The organism is Sphingopyxis sp. GW821-FHT12C06 (assembly GCF_058807415.1).
The window spans coordinates 440,334-456,176 of the sequence record NZ_JBXAQR010000002.1; the positions used below are offsets into that span (position 1 = coordinate 440,334).

The 15,843-nt window shown below is 62.4% G+C and carries 18 protein-coding genes and 1 tRNA gene; 13 read left to right on the forward strand and 6 right to left on the reverse strand.

Annotation, left to right across the window (positions count from 1 at the left end; translation table 11 throughout):
- Positions 1–7 precede the first annotated feature (7 nt).
- From AC1RRJ_RS07490 to AC1RRJ_RS07515, 6 genes are read left to right on the forward strand one after another with little or no spacing between them, the layout of a single operon-like run.
- Entirely contained in the window at positions 8–367 is a 360-nt protein-coding gene (locus tag AC1RRJ_RS07490) for a hypothetical protein (protein WP_493121122.1), read from the forward strand.
- Entirely contained in the window at positions 364–891 is a 528-nt protein-coding gene (locus tag AC1RRJ_RS07495) for a nuclear transport factor 2 family protein (protein WP_493121123.1), read from the forward strand. The genes AC1RRJ_RS07490 and AC1RRJ_RS07495 overlap by 4 nt, the downstream gene beginning before the upstream one ends.
- Positions 888–2,123, forward strand: coding sequence for an aromatic ring-hydroxylating oxygenase subunit alpha (locus AC1RRJ_RS07500; protein ID WP_493121124.1), 1,236 nt, complete (start codon positions 888–890; stop codon positions 2,121–2,123). Before AC1RRJ_RS07495 ends, AC1RRJ_RS07500 begins: the two co-directional genes overlap by 4 nt.
- Complete coding sequence (locus AC1RRJ_RS07505; RefSeq protein WP_493121125.1) at positions 2,120–2,611, forward strand: aromatic-ring-hydroxylating dioxygenase subunit beta; 492 nt, start codon at positions 2,120–2,122, stop codon at positions 2,609–2,611. The genes AC1RRJ_RS07500 and AC1RRJ_RS07505 overlap by 4 nt, the downstream gene beginning before the upstream one ends.
- The gene (locus AC1RRJ_RS07510) at positions 2,608–3,354 is read left to right on the forward strand and encodes an SDR family NAD(P)-dependent oxidoreductase (RefSeq protein WP_493121126.1); all 747 of its coding nucleotides are present in this window, start codon (positions 2,608–2,610) and stop codon (positions 3,352–3,354) included. Before AC1RRJ_RS07505 ends, AC1RRJ_RS07510 begins: the two co-directional genes overlap by 4 nt.
- 13 nt (positions 3,355–3,367) lie before the next feature.
- Entirely contained in the window at positions 3,368–4,012 is a 645-nt protein-coding gene (locus AC1RRJ_RS07515) for a CoA transferase subunit B (protein WP_493121127.1), read from the forward strand.
- A gap of 11 nt (positions 4,013–4,023) precedes the next feature.
- Here AC1RRJ_RS07515 and AC1RRJ_RS07520 read toward each other — a convergent pair whose 3' ends face one another.
- Positions 4,024–4,245, reverse strand: a complete 222-nt coding sequence (locus AC1RRJ_RS07520) for a hypothetical protein (protein WP_493121128.1) — start codon at positions 4,243–4,245, stop codon at positions 4,024–4,026.
- Positions 4,246–4,305: 60 nt separating this feature from the next.
- On the opposite strand from AC1RRJ_RS07520, the gene AC1RRJ_RS07525 reads away from it, so the two are divergent.
- Positions 4,306–4,572 (forward strand): hypothetical protein, encoded by a 267-nt coding sequence (locus AC1RRJ_RS07525; RefSeq protein ID WP_493121129.1) that lies wholly within the window; start codon positions 4,306–4,308, stop codon positions 4,570–4,572.
- Between the two features lie 48 nt (positions 4,573–4,620).
- On the opposite strand, the gene AC1RRJ_RS07530 is transcribed toward AC1RRJ_RS07525, so the two are convergent.
- A tRNA-Ala gene (locus AC1RRJ_RS07530) sits at positions 4,621–4,696 on the reverse strand.
- Between the two features lie 101 nt (positions 4,697–4,797).
- Here AC1RRJ_RS07530 and AC1RRJ_RS07535 point away from each other — a divergent pair.
- Positions 4,798–5,814 carry an NADP-dependent oxidoreductase gene (locus AC1RRJ_RS07535; RefSeq protein WP_493121130.1) on the forward strand — a complete coding sequence of 339 codons (1,017 nt, stop codon included), beginning with the start codon at positions 4,798–4,800 and terminating at the stop codon, positions 5,812–5,814.
- A 15-nt stretch (positions 5,815–5,829) separates the two neighbouring features.
- On the opposite strand, the gene AC1RRJ_RS07540 is transcribed toward AC1RRJ_RS07535, so the two are convergent.
- Both AC1RRJ_RS07540 and AC1RRJ_RS07545 read right to left on the reverse strand, forming a co-directional pair.
- The gene (locus tag AC1RRJ_RS07540) at positions 5,830–7,209 is read right to left on the reverse strand and encodes a DEAD/DEAH box helicase (RefSeq protein ID WP_493121131.1); all 1,380 of its coding nucleotides are present in this window, start codon (positions 7,207–7,209) and stop codon (positions 5,830–5,832) included.
- 130 nt (positions 7,210–7,339) lie between these two features.
- Positions 7,340–7,849, reverse strand: coding sequence for a hypothetical protein (locus tag AC1RRJ_RS07545; RefSeq protein WP_493121132.1), 510 nt, complete (start codon positions 7,847–7,849; stop codon positions 7,340–7,342).
- Positions 7,850–8,058: 209 nt separating this feature from the next.
- On the opposite strand from AC1RRJ_RS07545, the gene AC1RRJ_RS07550 reads away from it, so the two are divergent.
- The 3 genes from AC1RRJ_RS07550 to AC1RRJ_RS07560 all read left to right on the forward strand — a co-directional run bounded on the left by AC1RRJ_RS07550 (position 8,059) and on the right by AC1RRJ_RS07560 (position 10,948).
- Entirely contained in the window at positions 8,059–9,483 is a 1,425-nt protein-coding gene (locus AC1RRJ_RS07550; RefSeq protein WP_493121133.1) for an FAD-binding oxidoreductase, read from the forward strand.
- A 111-nt stretch (positions 9,484–9,594) separates the two neighbouring features.
- Positions 9,595–10,374 carry a SapC family protein gene (locus AC1RRJ_RS07555; protein WP_493121134.1) on the forward strand — a complete coding sequence of 260 codons (780 nt, stop codon included), beginning with the start codon at positions 9,595–9,597 and terminating at the stop codon, positions 10,372–10,374.
- A gap of 13 nt (positions 10,375–10,387) precedes the next feature.
- The gene (locus AC1RRJ_RS07560) at positions 10,388–10,948 is read left to right on the forward strand and encodes a cytochrome b (protein WP_493121135.1); all 561 of its coding nucleotides are present in this window, start codon (positions 10,388–10,390) and stop codon (positions 10,946–10,948) included.
- A gap of 20 nt (positions 10,949–10,968) precedes the next feature.
- On the opposite strand, the gene AC1RRJ_RS07565 is transcribed toward AC1RRJ_RS07560, so the two are convergent.
- Complete coding sequence (locus tag AC1RRJ_RS07565) at positions 10,969–11,178, reverse strand: DUF1674 domain-containing protein (RefSeq protein WP_493121136.1); 210 nt, start codon at positions 11,176–11,178, stop codon at positions 10,969–10,971.
- Between the two features lie 92 nt (positions 11,179–11,270).
- Between AC1RRJ_RS07565 and AC1RRJ_RS07570 the strand changes: the two genes are divergently transcribed.
- Positions 11,271–12,527, forward strand: a complete 1,257-nt coding sequence (locus AC1RRJ_RS07570; RefSeq protein ID WP_493121137.1) for an RsmB/NOP family class I SAM-dependent RNA methyltransferase — start codon at positions 11,271–11,273, stop codon at positions 12,525–12,527.
- A 57-nt stretch (positions 12,528–12,584) separates the two neighbouring features.
- Here AC1RRJ_RS07570 and AC1RRJ_RS07575 read toward each other — a convergent pair whose 3' ends face one another.
- Positions 12,585–14,306 carry a DUF885 domain-containing protein gene (locus AC1RRJ_RS07575; RefSeq protein ID WP_493121138.1) on the reverse strand — a complete coding sequence of 574 codons (1,722 nt, stop codon included), beginning with the start codon at positions 14,304–14,306 and terminating at the stop codon, positions 12,585–12,587.
- A gap of 128 nt (positions 14,307–14,434) precedes the next feature.
- Here AC1RRJ_RS07575 and AC1RRJ_RS07580 point away from each other — a divergent pair, with 128 nt between their 5' ends.
- Positions 14,435–15,739 carry an MFS transporter gene (locus tag AC1RRJ_RS07580; RefSeq protein WP_493121139.1) on the forward strand — a complete coding sequence of 435 codons (1,305 nt, stop codon included), beginning with the start codon at positions 14,435–14,437 and terminating at the stop codon, positions 15,737–15,739.
- Positions 15,740–15,843 lie beyond the last annotated feature (104 nt).

Consider the following 15,843-nt stretch of genomic DNA (forward strand, 5'->3'; position numbering starts at 1 on the left):
CATCGACATGACCGACACAACCAGGAAAATTCGCGCTCTCTTCTGCGGCGCCGTGCTGCAGAATTTCTTCGACCTGCCCGGCAAGGATATTCCGACCGTGCTCAAGGCAACCGGCGGCATGCTGCGGACGATCCGCGAAATGCCCGGCGTCGACGTCCTCGGGACGTTCGATGACGATGAAACGATGGTCGGCACCTCGCCGAACGGCTGGCCGTGGACCTTCTATATCCTCGCCGACGTTCCCGATCGCGATACCGCCGTCGCCATCTGCGGCCTGTTCCGCACGATCGAGGTCGGCGAACATCGCCTGTGGAAATATATGCGCGTCGAGGCGCGTCTGGGCCGCGAACTGGTCATGCCCGAATGAGCGATGCCGCGATCCTCGCGCGGCTCGACACGCTGGAAGCCGAAGGGGCCATCCGGCGTGTCGTTGCGCGCTATTTCCAGATTTGCGATCACCTTGGCCCCGACACGCCGTTCGAAGAGCTGGGCGATCTGTTCACGCGTGATGCGCGGTGGCAGGGCGGCGGCCGCTATCGAGCGGCGTTCGGCGGCTATGAAGGCCGCGACGCGATCGTCGCGATGATCCGCAGCTATTGCGTGCCGCAGCCCCATTTCGCGATGACCGCGCATTTCTTTTCGGCCGAAAGCATCATGGTGACCGGCGACAGCGCGGTCGGCGAATGGATGATGCTCCAGACCTCGACCTACACCGCCGGCAACGCCGACCTGCGGAGCGCCGCGCTGACCCTCGGCTTTGCACGCGAGGACGGTCGCTGGCGGATCGCCGACTTTCGCACCGCGAACATCTTTTCGCGCCGCGTCGATCATTGGAACGACACGGCCGACATTCCCGTGCCCGAACGGGCCAGCAGTGGAGACAATAAGTGACTGCAAGTGATTTCGACGCGCTGGTCCTTCCCGACCGCGTCCACACCTCGCTCTATCGCGACCCCGCGATCTTCGAGGAAGAGATGGACCGCATCTTTAACCGCACCTGGGTCTGGGTCGCGCACGTCAGCGACATTCCCAAGCCGGGCGATTTCGTCACCACGCATGTCGGGCGCCAGCCGGTCATCGTGAACCGCACCAAGGCGGGCGAAATCCATGTCATGGTCAACCGCTGCCGCCACCGCGGCGCGACGGTGTGCGAAGCGCGCAAGGGCAATGCTGCGGGCTTCGTCTGCCCCTATCATGCGTGGACCTATGCGCAGGACGGCAAGCTGCGCGGCCTGCCGTTGCCCAAGGGCTATAAGGATTTCGACAAGGCCGACTATGGTCTGATCCAGCTGCGCGTTGAAGAATATAACGGCCTGATCTTCGCGACCTTCAACGAAGAGATCGAACCGCTCGACAGCTTCCTCGGCGGCGCCAAGCCGTGGATCGACCTGTTCATGAAACAGGGCGGCGGTTTCCCGGTCAAGACGATGGGCGAACATCGCTTCACCTTCCCGGGCAACTGGAAAATCCAGCTCGAGAATACGACCGACGCCTATCATTTCCCCGTCGTTCACAAGAGCTTCCTGACCTCGCTCGACGGCGATACCGAGGACCTCTTCTCGTTCATGGACGCCGGCGGCTATGTCGAGGATCTGGGCAACGGTCACAGCGTCATGGTGATGATCCCCGAACTGGTCGATCTCGACGATAATCTCGAAGCCGATATTCCCGAACGCTTCGCCGATATCGCCGAGGAACTGCGCAAGGATTATAGCGAGATCGAAGTCCGCCGGATCGTCCGTGCGGTCGGCGGGTCGGGGTTCAACCTCAACCTCTTCCCCAATATCGCCTGCTCGATGGCCTTTTTCCGCGTCCTGCGCCCGCTCGCGGTCGACGAGACCGAAATTCGCCATATCGCCATCGGCATGGACGGCGGCCCCGATATCGCCAACCGCGCGCGCCTGCGCCTGCACGAACATTTTCAGGGTCCGATGGGTTTCGGCACCCCCGACGATGCCGAGGCTTGGGAACGCGTGCAACGCGGCTCCGCCGGGACCGCGGATCCGTCGTGGATCATGGTCAATCGCGGCGAGGACAAGACCGCGACCAATGCGGGCGACGTCACGGCCGAAACCGGGATGCGCGCCGCCTATCAGATGTGGAAAAGGATGATGTCGGCATGACCCGGACAATCGATGCGATCGCGCTGAACGACGCGATAAACTTCATTTCGATGGAGGCCGACTGCCTCGACCATCGCGACTATGCCGCCTGGCTGTCGCTGTGGGCCGATGACGGCATTTACGCCATTCCGATCGACCCCACCGCCGACGATCTCGCCGACCTGCTCAACTATGCCTATGACGACGCGGCGATGCGCCGGATGCGCGTTTCGCGGCTGACCAGCGGAGAATCCATGTCGGCGCGCGACGCAGCCAATACGCTGCGCAGCGTCTCGCGTTTCCGCCTGCTCGACGCCGCCGCGGACGGGGTCGTACGCGTCCGCTGCGCGCAGCATCTGGTCGAGTACCGTCGCAACACCTTCCGCACCTATGCGGCAAACGTCACCTATGCGCTGCGCCGCGAGGGCGGCGAGATTCGGCTGACCGAAAAGACCGTTCGCCTGCTCAATTCGACCGACGCGCTCGCCGGCATGAGCTTCCTGCTGTGACGATCCCCGCCTGGCACAATGTTGCGATCGTCACCGGCGCCGCGGGCGGCCTCGGCCAGGTCATCTCGCGCCGACTAGCCGCCGACGGCTTCCGCGTCCTGATGACCGATATCGACGGCGACGCGGTGGCGCGCGCGGCAGATGCGTCGCCCGGCGACGTCGCGTCGCTGGCGATCGACGTTCGCGACCCCGCGCAGTTCGAGGCGGCCTTTGCCGCCGCCTCGGCGCGGTGGGGCGGCGTCGGTGTGCTCGTCAACAACGCCGCGCTGACCCGCACGACGCCCTTGTTCGACATTTCGCCCGAGGAATTCGATGCCGTCACCGCGGTCGCGCTGAAAGGCAGCTTCATCGGCTGTCAGGTCGCCGGGCGCATCATGCGCGCGCAGCATTATGGCCGGATCGTCAATATCGCGTCGCTCGCGGGGCAGAATGGCGGGTCGGCAACCGGCGCCCATTATGCCGCCGCCAAGGGCGGGATCATGACGCTGACCAAGGTGTTCGCGCGCGAACTCGCCAGCGACGGCGTGACGGTCAATGCCATCTCCCCCGGGCCGCTCGATCTCGATTCGGTCCGCGAGCTGCTGCCGCCCGAAAAGCTCGCTGCCGTCGTCGGCACGATCCCCGCCGGGACACTCGGCGACCCCGATTATGTTGCACGCCTCGTGTCGCTTCTCGCCGCCCCGCAAGCCGTTTCGGCGGTCGGTGCGACGTTCGACATCAATGGCGGGCTTTACCTGCGATAAGGACCGAACACCCATGCCCTGGACCCGTGACGAAATGGCGGCGCGCGCCGCCCGCGAGCTGCGCAACGGCTATTATGTCAACCTTGGCATCGGCATCCCGACGCTGGTGGCCAATCATATCCCCGACGGCGTGCACGTCACGCTGCAATCCGAAAACGGCATGCTGGGCATCGGCCCCTTCCCGTTCGAGGATGAGGTCGATTCCGACCTGATCAACGCCGGAAAGCAAACGGTCAGCGAACTGCCGCACAGCAGCTATTTCGACAGCGCCGAGAGCTTCGCGATGATCCGCGGCGGGCATGTCGATGTCGCGATCCTGGGCGCGATGGAAGTCGCCGAAAATGGCGACCTCGCCAACTGGACAGTCCCGGGCAAGATGGTCAAGGGCATCGGCGGCGCTATGGATCTGGTCGCCGGCGTCCGTCGCATCATCGCGGTGATGGATCATTGTTCCAAGGATGGCGCGCCGAAGTTTGTCGCACAATGCACGCTGCCGCTCACCGGCCAGAATGTCGTCGATATGGTCATCACCGACCGCGCGGTGTTCGAACGCCCCGCTCCCGGCCAGCCCTTCGCGCTCACCGAATTGGCGCCCGGCGAAAACGAAGCAGAAATCCGGTCGCTGACCTCGGCGCATTTTGGCGAACTGGCCGCCTGAGGCGGCATCTCTCATGTATTACATCTGGCGCACGTCCGGCCCGCCGCCATGACGAAAGTGTCATTCTGGAGCGTCGTTACATAGTCGAGCCGATTTCCATCATACACAGCGCCGATATCGGCCGCAGTCAGGAATCCGGCCCGAACCGCTTCGATCTTGCCGCGCCGGACGACGGTAGATTGATCCTTGAGCGGCGGGCTTAGGTTCCGATCACCAAGCAGTTCGCCAGGCATCTGGATGTCACCGAGGGCTTCTACATCCCGGTCGATAGCATCTGACAGGCATGGGAGAGGATGCAGGACAAGCTCAACCTGCCCGGAAACCGGGAAAGCGGCATGAAGCTGCCGCGCCGTTCGATGGCCTCGCTCGTGCGCGACCGAATCGGCGAGACGAATTATCCGCAGGTGAAGCGGTTCATGGGCCTCTCGCCGGCTGACGTGACCGACATTTATGCGCTGGCAAAGCCGGAGCAGCTGGGCATTGCGTTCGCAGCTATCGAGGAGATCGAAGCCCTCGCGCCTAGCCCTGCCGCAAATCTACCGCAAAATCTCTTGCGATAAGGAGCGTATCATGGGGACGAAAACCAAGGATATTCCAGGAAAGGTCGCTGGTGGAGCCGAGGGGAATCGAACCCCTGACCTCTGCAGTGCGATTGCAGCGCTCTCCCATCTGAGCTACGGCCCCGCGACCGGAGGTCGTCTTATCGACACGGTTTGACAGTGGCAACGGCTTTTCTGAGGATGGTCGGACGCCGCGGGTCGGGAAAAAGGAAACGGGGGGTTTCTATGGCCAAGGCATGGCATCTGGTCCGGCGTCCGCAAGGGTTGCCATCGACCGCCGATTTTGCGCTGCGAGAGCTTCCCGACCAAACGCTGGAAAATGACCAGATTCGCGTCCGCAACCTCTGGTTGTCGGTTGACCCTTACATGCGCGGCCGGATGAACGACGCGAGCAGCTACGCCGCCTGTTTTCCGCTCGACCAGCCCATGAACGGCGGTGCGATCGGTGAAGTCCTCGAAAGCCGTGTCGACGGTTTTGGTCCCGGCGATCTGATACTTCATATGGGCGGCTGGCGCGACGGCGGGGTCATCGGGCTCGACATGCTGCCCAACAGGCTGCCCGCCGGGTTGCTTGGCGCGGGCATGACGCCGCAAACCTTCCTCCACAATATGGGACTCACCGGCGGCACGGCGTGGATCGGGCTACTCAGGGTCGCTGCGGCCAAGCCCGGCGACACGGTCTTCGTTTCCGCCGCAGCGGGTGCGGTAGGATCCGCCGTGGTTCAGATCGCCAAGGCGCGCGAAATGACCGTCATCGGTTCCGCCGGCGGGCCAGAAAAATGTGTCTGGGTCAAGGAACTGGGTGCCGATGCAGTGATCGACTACAAGGCCGGTCCGGTTCTGCCCGCGCTCGCGCAGACGCTAAAATCTTTGGGTAAGCCCGGCATCGATGTCTATTTCGATAACGTCGGGGGCGAGCATCTCGACGCCGCCTTGGCTGTCTCCAATGATTTCGCACGCTTTGCGCTTTGCGGGATGATCGACGTCTATAACGACGGCAAGGCGCAGGAGATGAAATATCTGTTCCGTGCGATCGCGGCGCGGATCCGCATGGAAGGCTTTATCTACACCGACCAGTTCTTCGACTGCATGGAGGAATTCTATGCCGATATGGGCGGACTGATCGCCAGCCGCGCCGTGACGATCCGTGAGACGATACACGACGGGCTGGAAGAGGCGCCCCGCGCCTTCCTCGGCCTGTTTTCCGGAGACAACACCGGAAAGATGCTGGTCAGACTCTGACCAGCATAGTGCCGTTCAGCTACCGAACCCAACCGACAGGAAGCTCGGCATCGGCCCGTTCCAGCCATCATCGGGGCCATCCTGATCGTCGCGACGTGCAGGTGCAGGCGACTTGCGGCGGTCATCGGTCTTCTTTGCCTTCGCCGGCGTCGTTTCAGCGACAGTTTCACGTACTGGCTTGGCTGCGCCGCGACCACGGCCGCCGCGCTCCGGACGCGCACCACGCCGCGGCGCCTGCTCTTCTTCGGAGGCATCGGACCGAGCCGCTTCCGCCTTCGGCATGCCAGTGTCATGAACCGGAATCGTGTAGCCGGTCAGCTTCTGGATATTGTCGACCGCCTCATCATCGGACGGCGTTACCAGCGTGAAGGCGCGGCCTTGCGCGCCCGCGCGACCGGTGCGGCCGATGCGGTGGACATAATCATCGGGGTGCCAGGGGGCGTCGAAATTGAACACATGGCTGACGCCCTTGACGTCGAGCCCGCGCGCCGCAACGTCGGACGCCACCAATATGTTGATCGTGCCGTTCTTGAACCGGTCGAGTTCGGCGGTGCGGCTCGACTGATCCATGTCGCCCTGAATCTCGCCCGCCTGATAGCCGGCGCGCTGCAACGACTTCGCCAGCTCACGCACGGTGGTTTTGCGGTTGCAGAAGATGATCGCTGTGCCGACCTTCTCGGTTTCGATCAGGCTGCGGAGCGTGTCGCGCTTGCTGCGTTCTGACGTCTTGACCAGGAATTGCTCGATATTTTCGTTCCGACTTGCGGGACGCGCAACTTCGATCGTCTTGGGGTTCGACAGAAATTTGTCGGCGAGCTTCTTGATCGGCGGCGGCATCGTCGCGGAGAACAGCAAGGTTTGCCGATTCGCGGGCAATTTGGTGCAGATATTCTCGATGTCGGGAATGAAGCCCATGTCGAGCATCCGGTCGGCCTCGTCGATGACGAGCAAGTTGCAACCGGTCAGCAGAATCTTGCCACGTTCGAACAAATCCATCAGGCGACCCGGAGTCGCAATCAGAACGTCGACGCCCTTTTCCAGCGCCTTGACCTGATCGCCCATCTGGACTCCGCCAATCAGCAGCGCCATCGACAGCTTGTGATACTTGCCGTATTTCTCAAAATTTTCCGCAACTTGCGCTGCAAGCTCACGCGTCGGCTCGAGGATCAACGACCTCGGCATCCGGGCACGAGCGCGGCCGTGCGCCAGAATATCGATCATCGGCAGAACGAAGGATGCGGTCTTGCCGGTTCCTGTCTGGGCGATGCCGATCATGTCGCGCATCATCAGGACTGAGGGGATCGCTCCTGCCTGAATTGGCGTCGGTTCGTCATAGCCCGCCTCGGTGACGGCGCGCAGAAGTTCGTCGGAAAGGCCGATGTCGGCAAATTTCATAGGGTCATCATGTCCGGAAAAAAAGGGGCCAGCACCGCGTCCCACGCCAGCGCGTGCTGCGGCGCCCAATGGGGAAAGCGCGATGAAAAGTCAAGAAAAGGCGACGAAACGCCTTGAATATTCGCCAGCCTCAGTCCTCGTCGCGAGGGACCGGCACCATCAGGCGAAATTTGTCGACCTCACACTTCGCGCCTGTACGGGCGTGAATCTGATCGCGACCCGCGCAAAGCTGACCATCCTTATTGCCCTGCATATAGAAACCCGCATAGAAATCGAGTGCCCGGCAGCCACGATTGAGCTGGGCACGCAGACGCTGTTTTTGGCGCGTCATCAGGTCGATACTGTCACCCTGAGCCGCCTGCATTCCCATAATATTGCGCATCGCGACGCATTTGGGCGCCTTCTTTTCCTTCCACTCAACGGGCTGTTCGCGCAGCCTCAACTGAGGCGCCGGCCTTGCGGCAAAATTGTTGAGCGGTGAACGCTGCGCAGGTACGCGAATGATCAGCTGCTGCTCAATCACCACCTGCCAGTAAGGCGAAGCGGGCGGCACCGACATCGGCGGAACGATCCCCGCCAGCGACTCCGGCGGCGCAATCGGCAATTCGGTATTGGCGGACGGCGCGGCAGCCGCGATCAACAAGGCGGCAGCGCTCAACACGGCTGTGCGGTCGTCCCTTCGCCATCTTGGCGCAATATCCTGTTCACCCGTCGCTCCCGCATCATGCCGACTGGACGAACAGAGGCTATTCGTCCATCGCCCTCTTTAAGGAGCATGATTGAACACCAAATGAATTGCTGTCGACCCCTGCCCGCAAATCCCGCCGGAATTTTTCGGTGCAAACCGGCATGACGCGCGCACCGTCACCCGAGTTACTCGGCGCACTCAAGGCGTTGCTGGGGCCAAAGGGCTTCACCGATGACGCCGACGCGATGGCCCCCTGGCTAACCGACTGGCGTGGTAAATATCACGGTGCTGCGGCGGCGATGCTGTCGCCGGCCTCAACCGACGAAGTTTCCTCCATCGTCCGCCTTTGCTCCGAGGCCGAAGTGGCGATCGTGCCGCAAGGCGGCAACAGTGGCATGGTCGGGGGCGCGACCCCCGATGCATCGGGAACCCAGATTTTACTGAGCATGCGGCGGATGAACCAGGTTCGGGCGATCGACCGTGACGCGGGCCTCGCCGTAGCAGAGGCCGGAGTCATACTGGAGCATTTCCACGAAGCGGCGCTGGCGCAAGGCTTGCGCTTCCCGCTAACGCTGGGCGGCAAGGGATCGGCGACAATTGGCGGGCTCGTTTCAACGAACGCAGGCGGTACGCAGGTACTTCGCCACGGAACGATGCGTGCGCTTGTCGCAGGGATCGAGGCGGTGCTGCCAGATGGCAGTATTTTAGACGGGCTTGCCCCTCTCAAGAAGGATAATCGCGGATATGACCTGAGACACCTGCTTTGTGGGGCGGAGGGGACCTTGGGAATCGTAACAGCAGCTTGCCTGCGGCTTGTTCCCGCCGCTGCAGCACGGCGAACCGCGTGGATCGGACTCAAGTCGCCCGATGACGCCCTGTTGCTGCTGCGCCAACTCGACGGCGCAATCGGCCGCGAGCTGGAAGGATTCGAGATCGTTCCGCACGCCTGCCTCGATGCAGTGCTGCGCCACATTCCACAGACACGCGCACCGCTGGCGGACAGTCACCCCTGGTACGCGCTTGTCGAAATGGCGGGCGACAGTGGCGATTCGCTGGGCGCGGCCTTGCAGACCGAGCTTGCGGCCGCATTGGAGGCGCAGTTGATCGGCGACGCCGCGATCGCCAAGAGCGACCGTGAGAGCGAAGATTTCTGGCGACTGCGCGATTCCATATCAGAAGCCGAACGCGCCGAAGGCCCGGCGATCCAGCACGACATCAGCGTCCCCGTCGACCTGATGCCAAGCTTCATCGCTGACAATGCGCGGCGCCTTGCCGACACGTTTCCGGGCGTTCGCGCGCTCTCCTTCGGACATCTGGGCGACGGAAACGTCCATCATCATGTCCAGCCACCGGTCGACAGCGATGGCACTGCGTGGCTCGCCGCGCACGGCCAAGCCGCCAGCCGGCTGGTCTACGCCCATGTTATCGAGCTTGGCGGCTCCATTTCCGCTGAACATGGCATCGGCCAGATGAAACGCGACATACTGGCCGAACTGGACAGCCCGGCGCGATTGGCAGCCCTGTACGGCGTCAAGACCGGGCTGGACCCCAAGCACCTGTTCAATCCCGGCAAATTAATCGCCTGACCGTTACGCCACAGAGCGATCGGCCACTTGCGTCGTGGCGTTTAGCCCAATAAGGCGCCCCATTGCCCTTTCGTCCTGCCCCATCAGGGGGTCCTGTTTTGGAGTTCGATCATGGCCACTGCGCCCGCCAATGCCAATCTGCCGCTTTTCTACAAGGATCTCGTTCCGCTTTCGAGCGTCGACCATGTCGATTTTCATGCGCGCGCCCTTGATCGCGCCGATTTCCTGATCGATCAGCATGCGGTGCCGCTGACCAGCGACGAGCTCGTCGCCGCGTCGCGCTTTTACCCGATCGTATTCTCGGCAGGCGACAACCCGGTTCCCTTGGCGCTGATGGGCCTCAACGAAGGCATTAACACGTTCGTCGATGCGGAAGGAAAGCTGGTCAATCCGGTCTATGTCCCGGCCTATATCCGCCGTTACCCCTTCCTTCTCGCGCGCCTGCGCCCCGATTCAGAAGAATTGTCGCTCTGCTTCGACCCGACCGCGAACGCGGTCGGCAAGTTTGACGAAGGCGACGCCTTGTTTGCCGACGGAAAGCCGTCGGAAGCCACCAACGCCGTCCTGCAATTCTGCCAGAACTTTGAAGAAGCCGGTCAGCGCACCAGCATGTTCGTCGAAGAACTGAAAAAAGCCGACCTGCTGATGGATGGCGAAGTCTCGATCCAGCCTGAAGGCAGCGACAAGCCCTATATCTATCGCGGCTTCCAGATGGTCGACGAAAACAAGCTGCGCGAACTGCGCGGCGACGTGCTGCGCAAGATGATGCAGAACGGCATGCTGCCGTTGATCTTCGCGCACCTCTTCTCGTTGCAGCTGATGCGCGAAATCTTTGCCGAACAGGTGAAGAGCGGCAAAATGCCGTTGATTACGGAAGCGCCGACCGTCTGAGGAGACTGATCATATGGCCACCGCTGAAACCGTCGATGCCGGGGCAACCGGCCAAGCGCGTTACACAACGGTGGCCATTTGGCTCCACTGGATCATCGGTCTGGCGGTGATTGCCAATATCGGCCTCGTCATGCTGACCGAGGATATGCCGCGCGAAACGCACCGGGCGGCGATGAATATCCACAAAGCGCTGGGCATTTCCGTTCTGGCGCTGACCATCGTGTTGATCCTGTGGAGACTTGGGCACAAGCCGCCACCGCTTCCTGTCACGATGCCTGCGTGGCAGCGGCCGATCAGCAGGATCGTCCATTTCCTCTTTTATGCACTGCTGATATTATTACCACTGTCAGGGTGGGCTTGGATGTCGGCGGCGGACAGACCCGTCGATTTCTTTGGCCTGTTCACGATACCGTCGATTGTGACACCGAGCAAAGCCCTTGCCGACACGCTGCACGACCGGCACGAGCTGCTGGGCATCATGATGCTCGCGCTGGTGGTGCTGCATATTCTGGCGGCGCTGAAACATCAGTTCATCGATCGCACTGGACTTGTCGGGCGGATAAATCCCTTTTGATATTTTCGTCGTCCAAGACGTCAAAAATCGATCGCGAGGCCTTTAAGCTCCCAGTCGCCATAGCGGACAGGGTTGCGTCCACCCGGCTGATTTTCGGCACTGTCCTCGCGGATCGGCTCGGGCGCTGGTACCGGGGCGTTGCTCCACCCCGTTGGCGGCTTTATATGCGCTGGGCGCGTCGTCGCCCGTAGCGTGCCGCCAATCGTCTCATCTTCGCTTTTTCGGGTCATGCCATATCATAGGCCCATATGCGCCGCGCGCCAACCACTGGAATATCACTATGACTGATCGCCGACCGAACAAAAGGCGCCCCACGACGGAAATGGATCCGCCGGGTACGGCGACCCGCCGCGCTGCGCTCCGCCTGATCGATGCGATCCTCCGCCGAGGCGACCCACTCGACGTTGCGATGCACGCCGCGACACAGGGGCTTCAGCCCAACGACCGTGCCTTTGCTGTCGCGATCGTGTCGGAAACGCTGCGCTGGATGGCCGACATCGATGCGCTGATTGACAGCGCGACGGCGCAAATCCTGCCCGAGGACGTGAAATCGCGCGCGGTTCTGCGTATCGCACTTGCTCAGCTTCTCGTCCTGAAAAGTCCGCCCCATGCGGTTGTTGCGACGGCATTGCCGCTTCTAACGAGTGGACCGCGGCGGCTGGTTCACGCCATATTGTCGCGCGCGCAGCAAGATGCTTGGGAGCTTCCAGAACGCGCAAGCCTACCCTTGGGCACCGCCGAGCGCTGGGCCGAAGAATGGAGCCCCGAGATGGCCGACGATGCCGCCGCCGCCTGGAGCGCGGCGCCGCCGATCGATCTCAGCTTTGCCGCCGAACCCAATGCGGACGAATGGGCCGACGCGGTGGCGCTCGCGCCGCTCCATCTCCGCCTGCCGCGCGGTCAGGCGGTCGAAGCAATGCCCGGATTCCGCGAAGGCGGCTGGTGGGTTCAGGATCTGGCAGCCAGCCTTCCCGCCCGTCTGCTTGGTGCGGGCGAAGGCCGCCATGTGCTCGACCTCTGTGCCGCTCCCGGCGGCAAGACGATGCAACTCGCGGCGACGGGCTGGCGGGTTACGGCTGTTGATTCCAGCGCCAAGCGCCTGGGGCGGCTACAGGAAAATCTCGACCGGACGAACCTGTCTGCCGATATTGCGCAGGGTGACATCCGATCATGGGAACCCGAAGAACAGGCCGACGCCGTCCTGCTCGATGCGCCTTGCACGGCTACGGGTATTTTCCGTCGGCATCCTGACGTTTTGCATCGGATCGAACCCGCGCAGATCGCCGAAATGGCGCTCTTGCAGTCTGAATTGCTCGCCCGTGCGGCGGGCTGGGTCAAACCGGGTGGAACGCTCGTCTACGCGACCTGCTCGCTTGAGCGGGCCGAAGGCGAAGACCAGATAGCGGCCTTTCTCGACCGGCACAGCGGCTGGGTCATCGATCCAGCGCGAGTCGATGAACTGCCCAATGCCGTCACTCCCCACGCGAACGGCTTTGTTCGTACCCTGCCGGGAACACTCGCCGAGGTAGGCGGGCTCGATGGCTTCTTCGTTGCACGGCTGCGTGCACCGACTGCCTGAACAACTTCTCTAGGACCGGTCCTCGACTTAGAGGACCAGTCCTAGATGATCTCTGCCTTAGAAGACTGCCTTGGGCGCATCTTCCTTCATCATCGCGGCGCGCACCATCGGGATCGGCGGCCCGCCATAGGAGAGGAACTGGTCGTGGAAGGCCTTCCACTTCGTGCGGTCGCCCTTCGTCCAATCCTCGCGCAGCTTGCGGATCATCAGCTTGCCCATCGTGTAATTGAGGTAAAGTGGATCATAGGTGCCGCGCGCCGCCTGTTGCCGCGCATTGCCTTCGTCCTGATAGCATTGCTCCTTGAACAGCTTTTCCGAGTCCGCGACGGTCATGCCCTTGGTGTGGAGACCGATCGCCGAGAGATAGCGGCAGTTGCGGAGCAGCGCGTTCGATAGCTGGCCGATATGGGTTTCTGGATCGCCCTCGCCCAGCCCGGCATCCCACATCATCTCTTCGGTGTAATGCGCCCAGCCCTCGGCGAAGGCGTAGCCGACGAACAATTTGCCGAAGATACTCTCGGCGCGGTTCGAGTGAAGGAAGTTGAGGAAGTGGCCCGGCCATACCTCGTGCACCGATGTGAACATCAGATCCTTGCGCCCCGGCACGAAATCGGCCTGCGTCTTGGCGTCCCAGCTCGGATCGGGTGGCGAGATATAATAGACCGACGGCAGGCCTTTTTCATACGGCCCGGGAATGTCGATATAGGCGCTGTTCTGCCGGTTGTACGGCGGTGATTCCTCAACCTTTGCCTGTTCGGTGCCGGGGATGGTGACCAGATCCTTTTCGACAAGGAAGGCGCGGAGCGTCGGCAACTGGCGCCGCGCTTCGGCGACTGGGCCGTCCGCAGGCTTGTCGGCGTTCATCTTCTTCATGCAGTCGGCGATCGTCATCCCGGCGGCATACGTCGCGCACGCGGCCTTCAGCGCGTCCTGGTTGCGCTTGAGGTCGACCTGACCGATCCGTTCCAATTCGTCGAGCGGGGTGTCGACGCCTTCGTTGGTCAAGATCATCTTGGCGAACTTGTCGGCCCCCAGCGCATAGCCATCGGGCGTGCCCGGCTGCGAGCCGACATATTTGGCGAGGTCGGTCATCGCGGCGCCGGCCTTGGCAGCAACCTCGTCGAACTGCTTTTGCAGCGCCGGATCCTTGATCTCGGCAAAGGCGGCTTTGGCGTCGCCGGTATAATAGTCGGCAAAACCGCCGAAGCCGGCGGTGCCGAATTTGACGAAGGTCGCGGGCAGCGGCAGCTTCAAATTCGCCTTGATCTGCGCGGCAGCGGCGGGGACGTTCTCAGCATAAGCAATGAACGCCTTCATCCGCGTCGTCGCATCGGCATAGGGCCGCGCGATATAGACATTGGGGTCTAGCGCACCGACGTAAAAGGCCGGGTTCTTTTGTGCGAAGTCGGTGTCGCGGAGGAAGAACAGCTGTCCCTGCGCAACGTGGATCAGATAATCGCGCTCGAACTTTTCGGCGTCGCTCATCTTGCCGTCGAAGGCCTTTGCGTCGGCGATGGTCTTTTCGAGGAATGCAGCCTGCTTTTCGATCCCTTCGGGCGACCAATCGGGAAGCTTCCCGTCAAATTCATGCTTGCCCTGATAGACCGCGAAATTCGGATTTAGCGGGAAGTAGCCGGTCAGGAAATTGTCACGAAACTGGGTCCAGTTTTCGGCGCTCGCGGCGGATGATGATTTATTGTCCGAAGCGTTGCACGCAGTCAGAACGAGCAGTGTCGCGGCCATTGCTGCGCCGCCAAATCGAGCGAAGTTGCGTTTCATCCGGTGATCTCCCTGTTTCGATTGGCCGACCTTCTGCCACTTGAATTCATCCCTGACACCCGCAAATCGACGAACGGCGAGCGCGACGCCTCTGGACAGGGCGGAAAAGCGGGTTAGGGCAAGGCGCAATGGCGACCATCCTCCCTCCCGACGGACCGGCGATGCCGGATAGCTCCGCCAAGCCCCCTTCCCCGCTCAGCTTCGCCGACTATCGCTATTTCTGGCTCGCGCGCTTCACTGCGGTCATGGCGACGATGGCGATGGTCGTGGTCATCGGCGTCCAGCTCTATAATACCGCGCGCACCGACTATGGCATGTCGGTGCAGGAGGCCTCGTTCCAGCTGGGCCTGCTCGGCCTCTTCCAGTTCATTCCACTGGCGGTCCTGACGCCGGTGGCAGGATGGGCTGCCGACCGGTTCGAACGGCGCAGTGTCGCGATCTTCTCGAACCTCGTCGACCTTTGTATCGCGGCGACGCTCGGCTGGTTCACATGGACCGACGGGCTGACGCTTCCCCTGTTGTTCGGGCTTGCGGCGCTGCACGGCGTCGCGCGCGTTTTTTCCGGGCCGGCGATGAGCGCGATCGCGCCGAACATTGTCCCTCCCGCAGTCCTGCCGCGCGCGATCGCGATGAGCAGCATCGCTTGGCAATCGGCGTCGGTCATCGGCCCCGCTGCCGGCGGACTTATCTTTGCCGCGCATTCTGCGTCGGTCTATGTCTTCGCCGTTCTGTTGCTCGCAATCTCGGCCTTCACGATCAGCCGCGTCCGCCCCGTTCTGCCGCCGCCCTCCGAAGTGCGTCGCCACCCGTTGCGCGAAATGGCCGACGGACTGCAATTCACCTGGCGCGAACGCTTCCTGCTCGGCACGATTACGCTCGACCTGTTTGCAGTGATCCTCTCGGGTGCGACGGCGCTGTTCCCCGTTTTCGCCCGCGACATCTTTCATACCGGACCCGATACCGTGGGATTTATGCGAGCAGCGGTCGCGCTGGGGTCGGTGGCGGTGGGCGTCGGCTTGGCGATCCGCCCAATCGAACGCAACGTCGGCGTGAAAATGCTCTGGGCCGTGGCGGGATTCGGCGCCGGGACCGTTGCGTTCGGACTGTCGACGAATCTCCTGCTGTCGCTGGCGCTCCTCGTCGTGATGGGCGCGGCCGACATGTTCTCGGTCTTTGTGCGCAGCACGCTGATCCAGCTCAACACCCCCGACCATATGCGCGGCCGCGTCAGCGCGGTGTCGGGGCTCGCCATTTCGGCTTCAAACGAGCTCGGAGAAATGCGCGCGGGTTCGATGGCCGCGGCGCTAGGGCCGGTCAGCGCAGTCGTCATCGGCGGCGCAGCGGCAATCGGCGTTACAGCGCTGTGGGCCTGGCTGTTCCCCGAGCTGCGGCGTGCCCGCACCTTTGAGCCGCAGTTCAAACAGACCGATTGACGCGTTTCTGCAGCGGGGCGCCACGGCTCCATCAACTCGCCGCAAAGCTCCATCTCTTCGTCACAAAATTATTGTCAATCTAATCGATTGAGTTATTCAAGTGA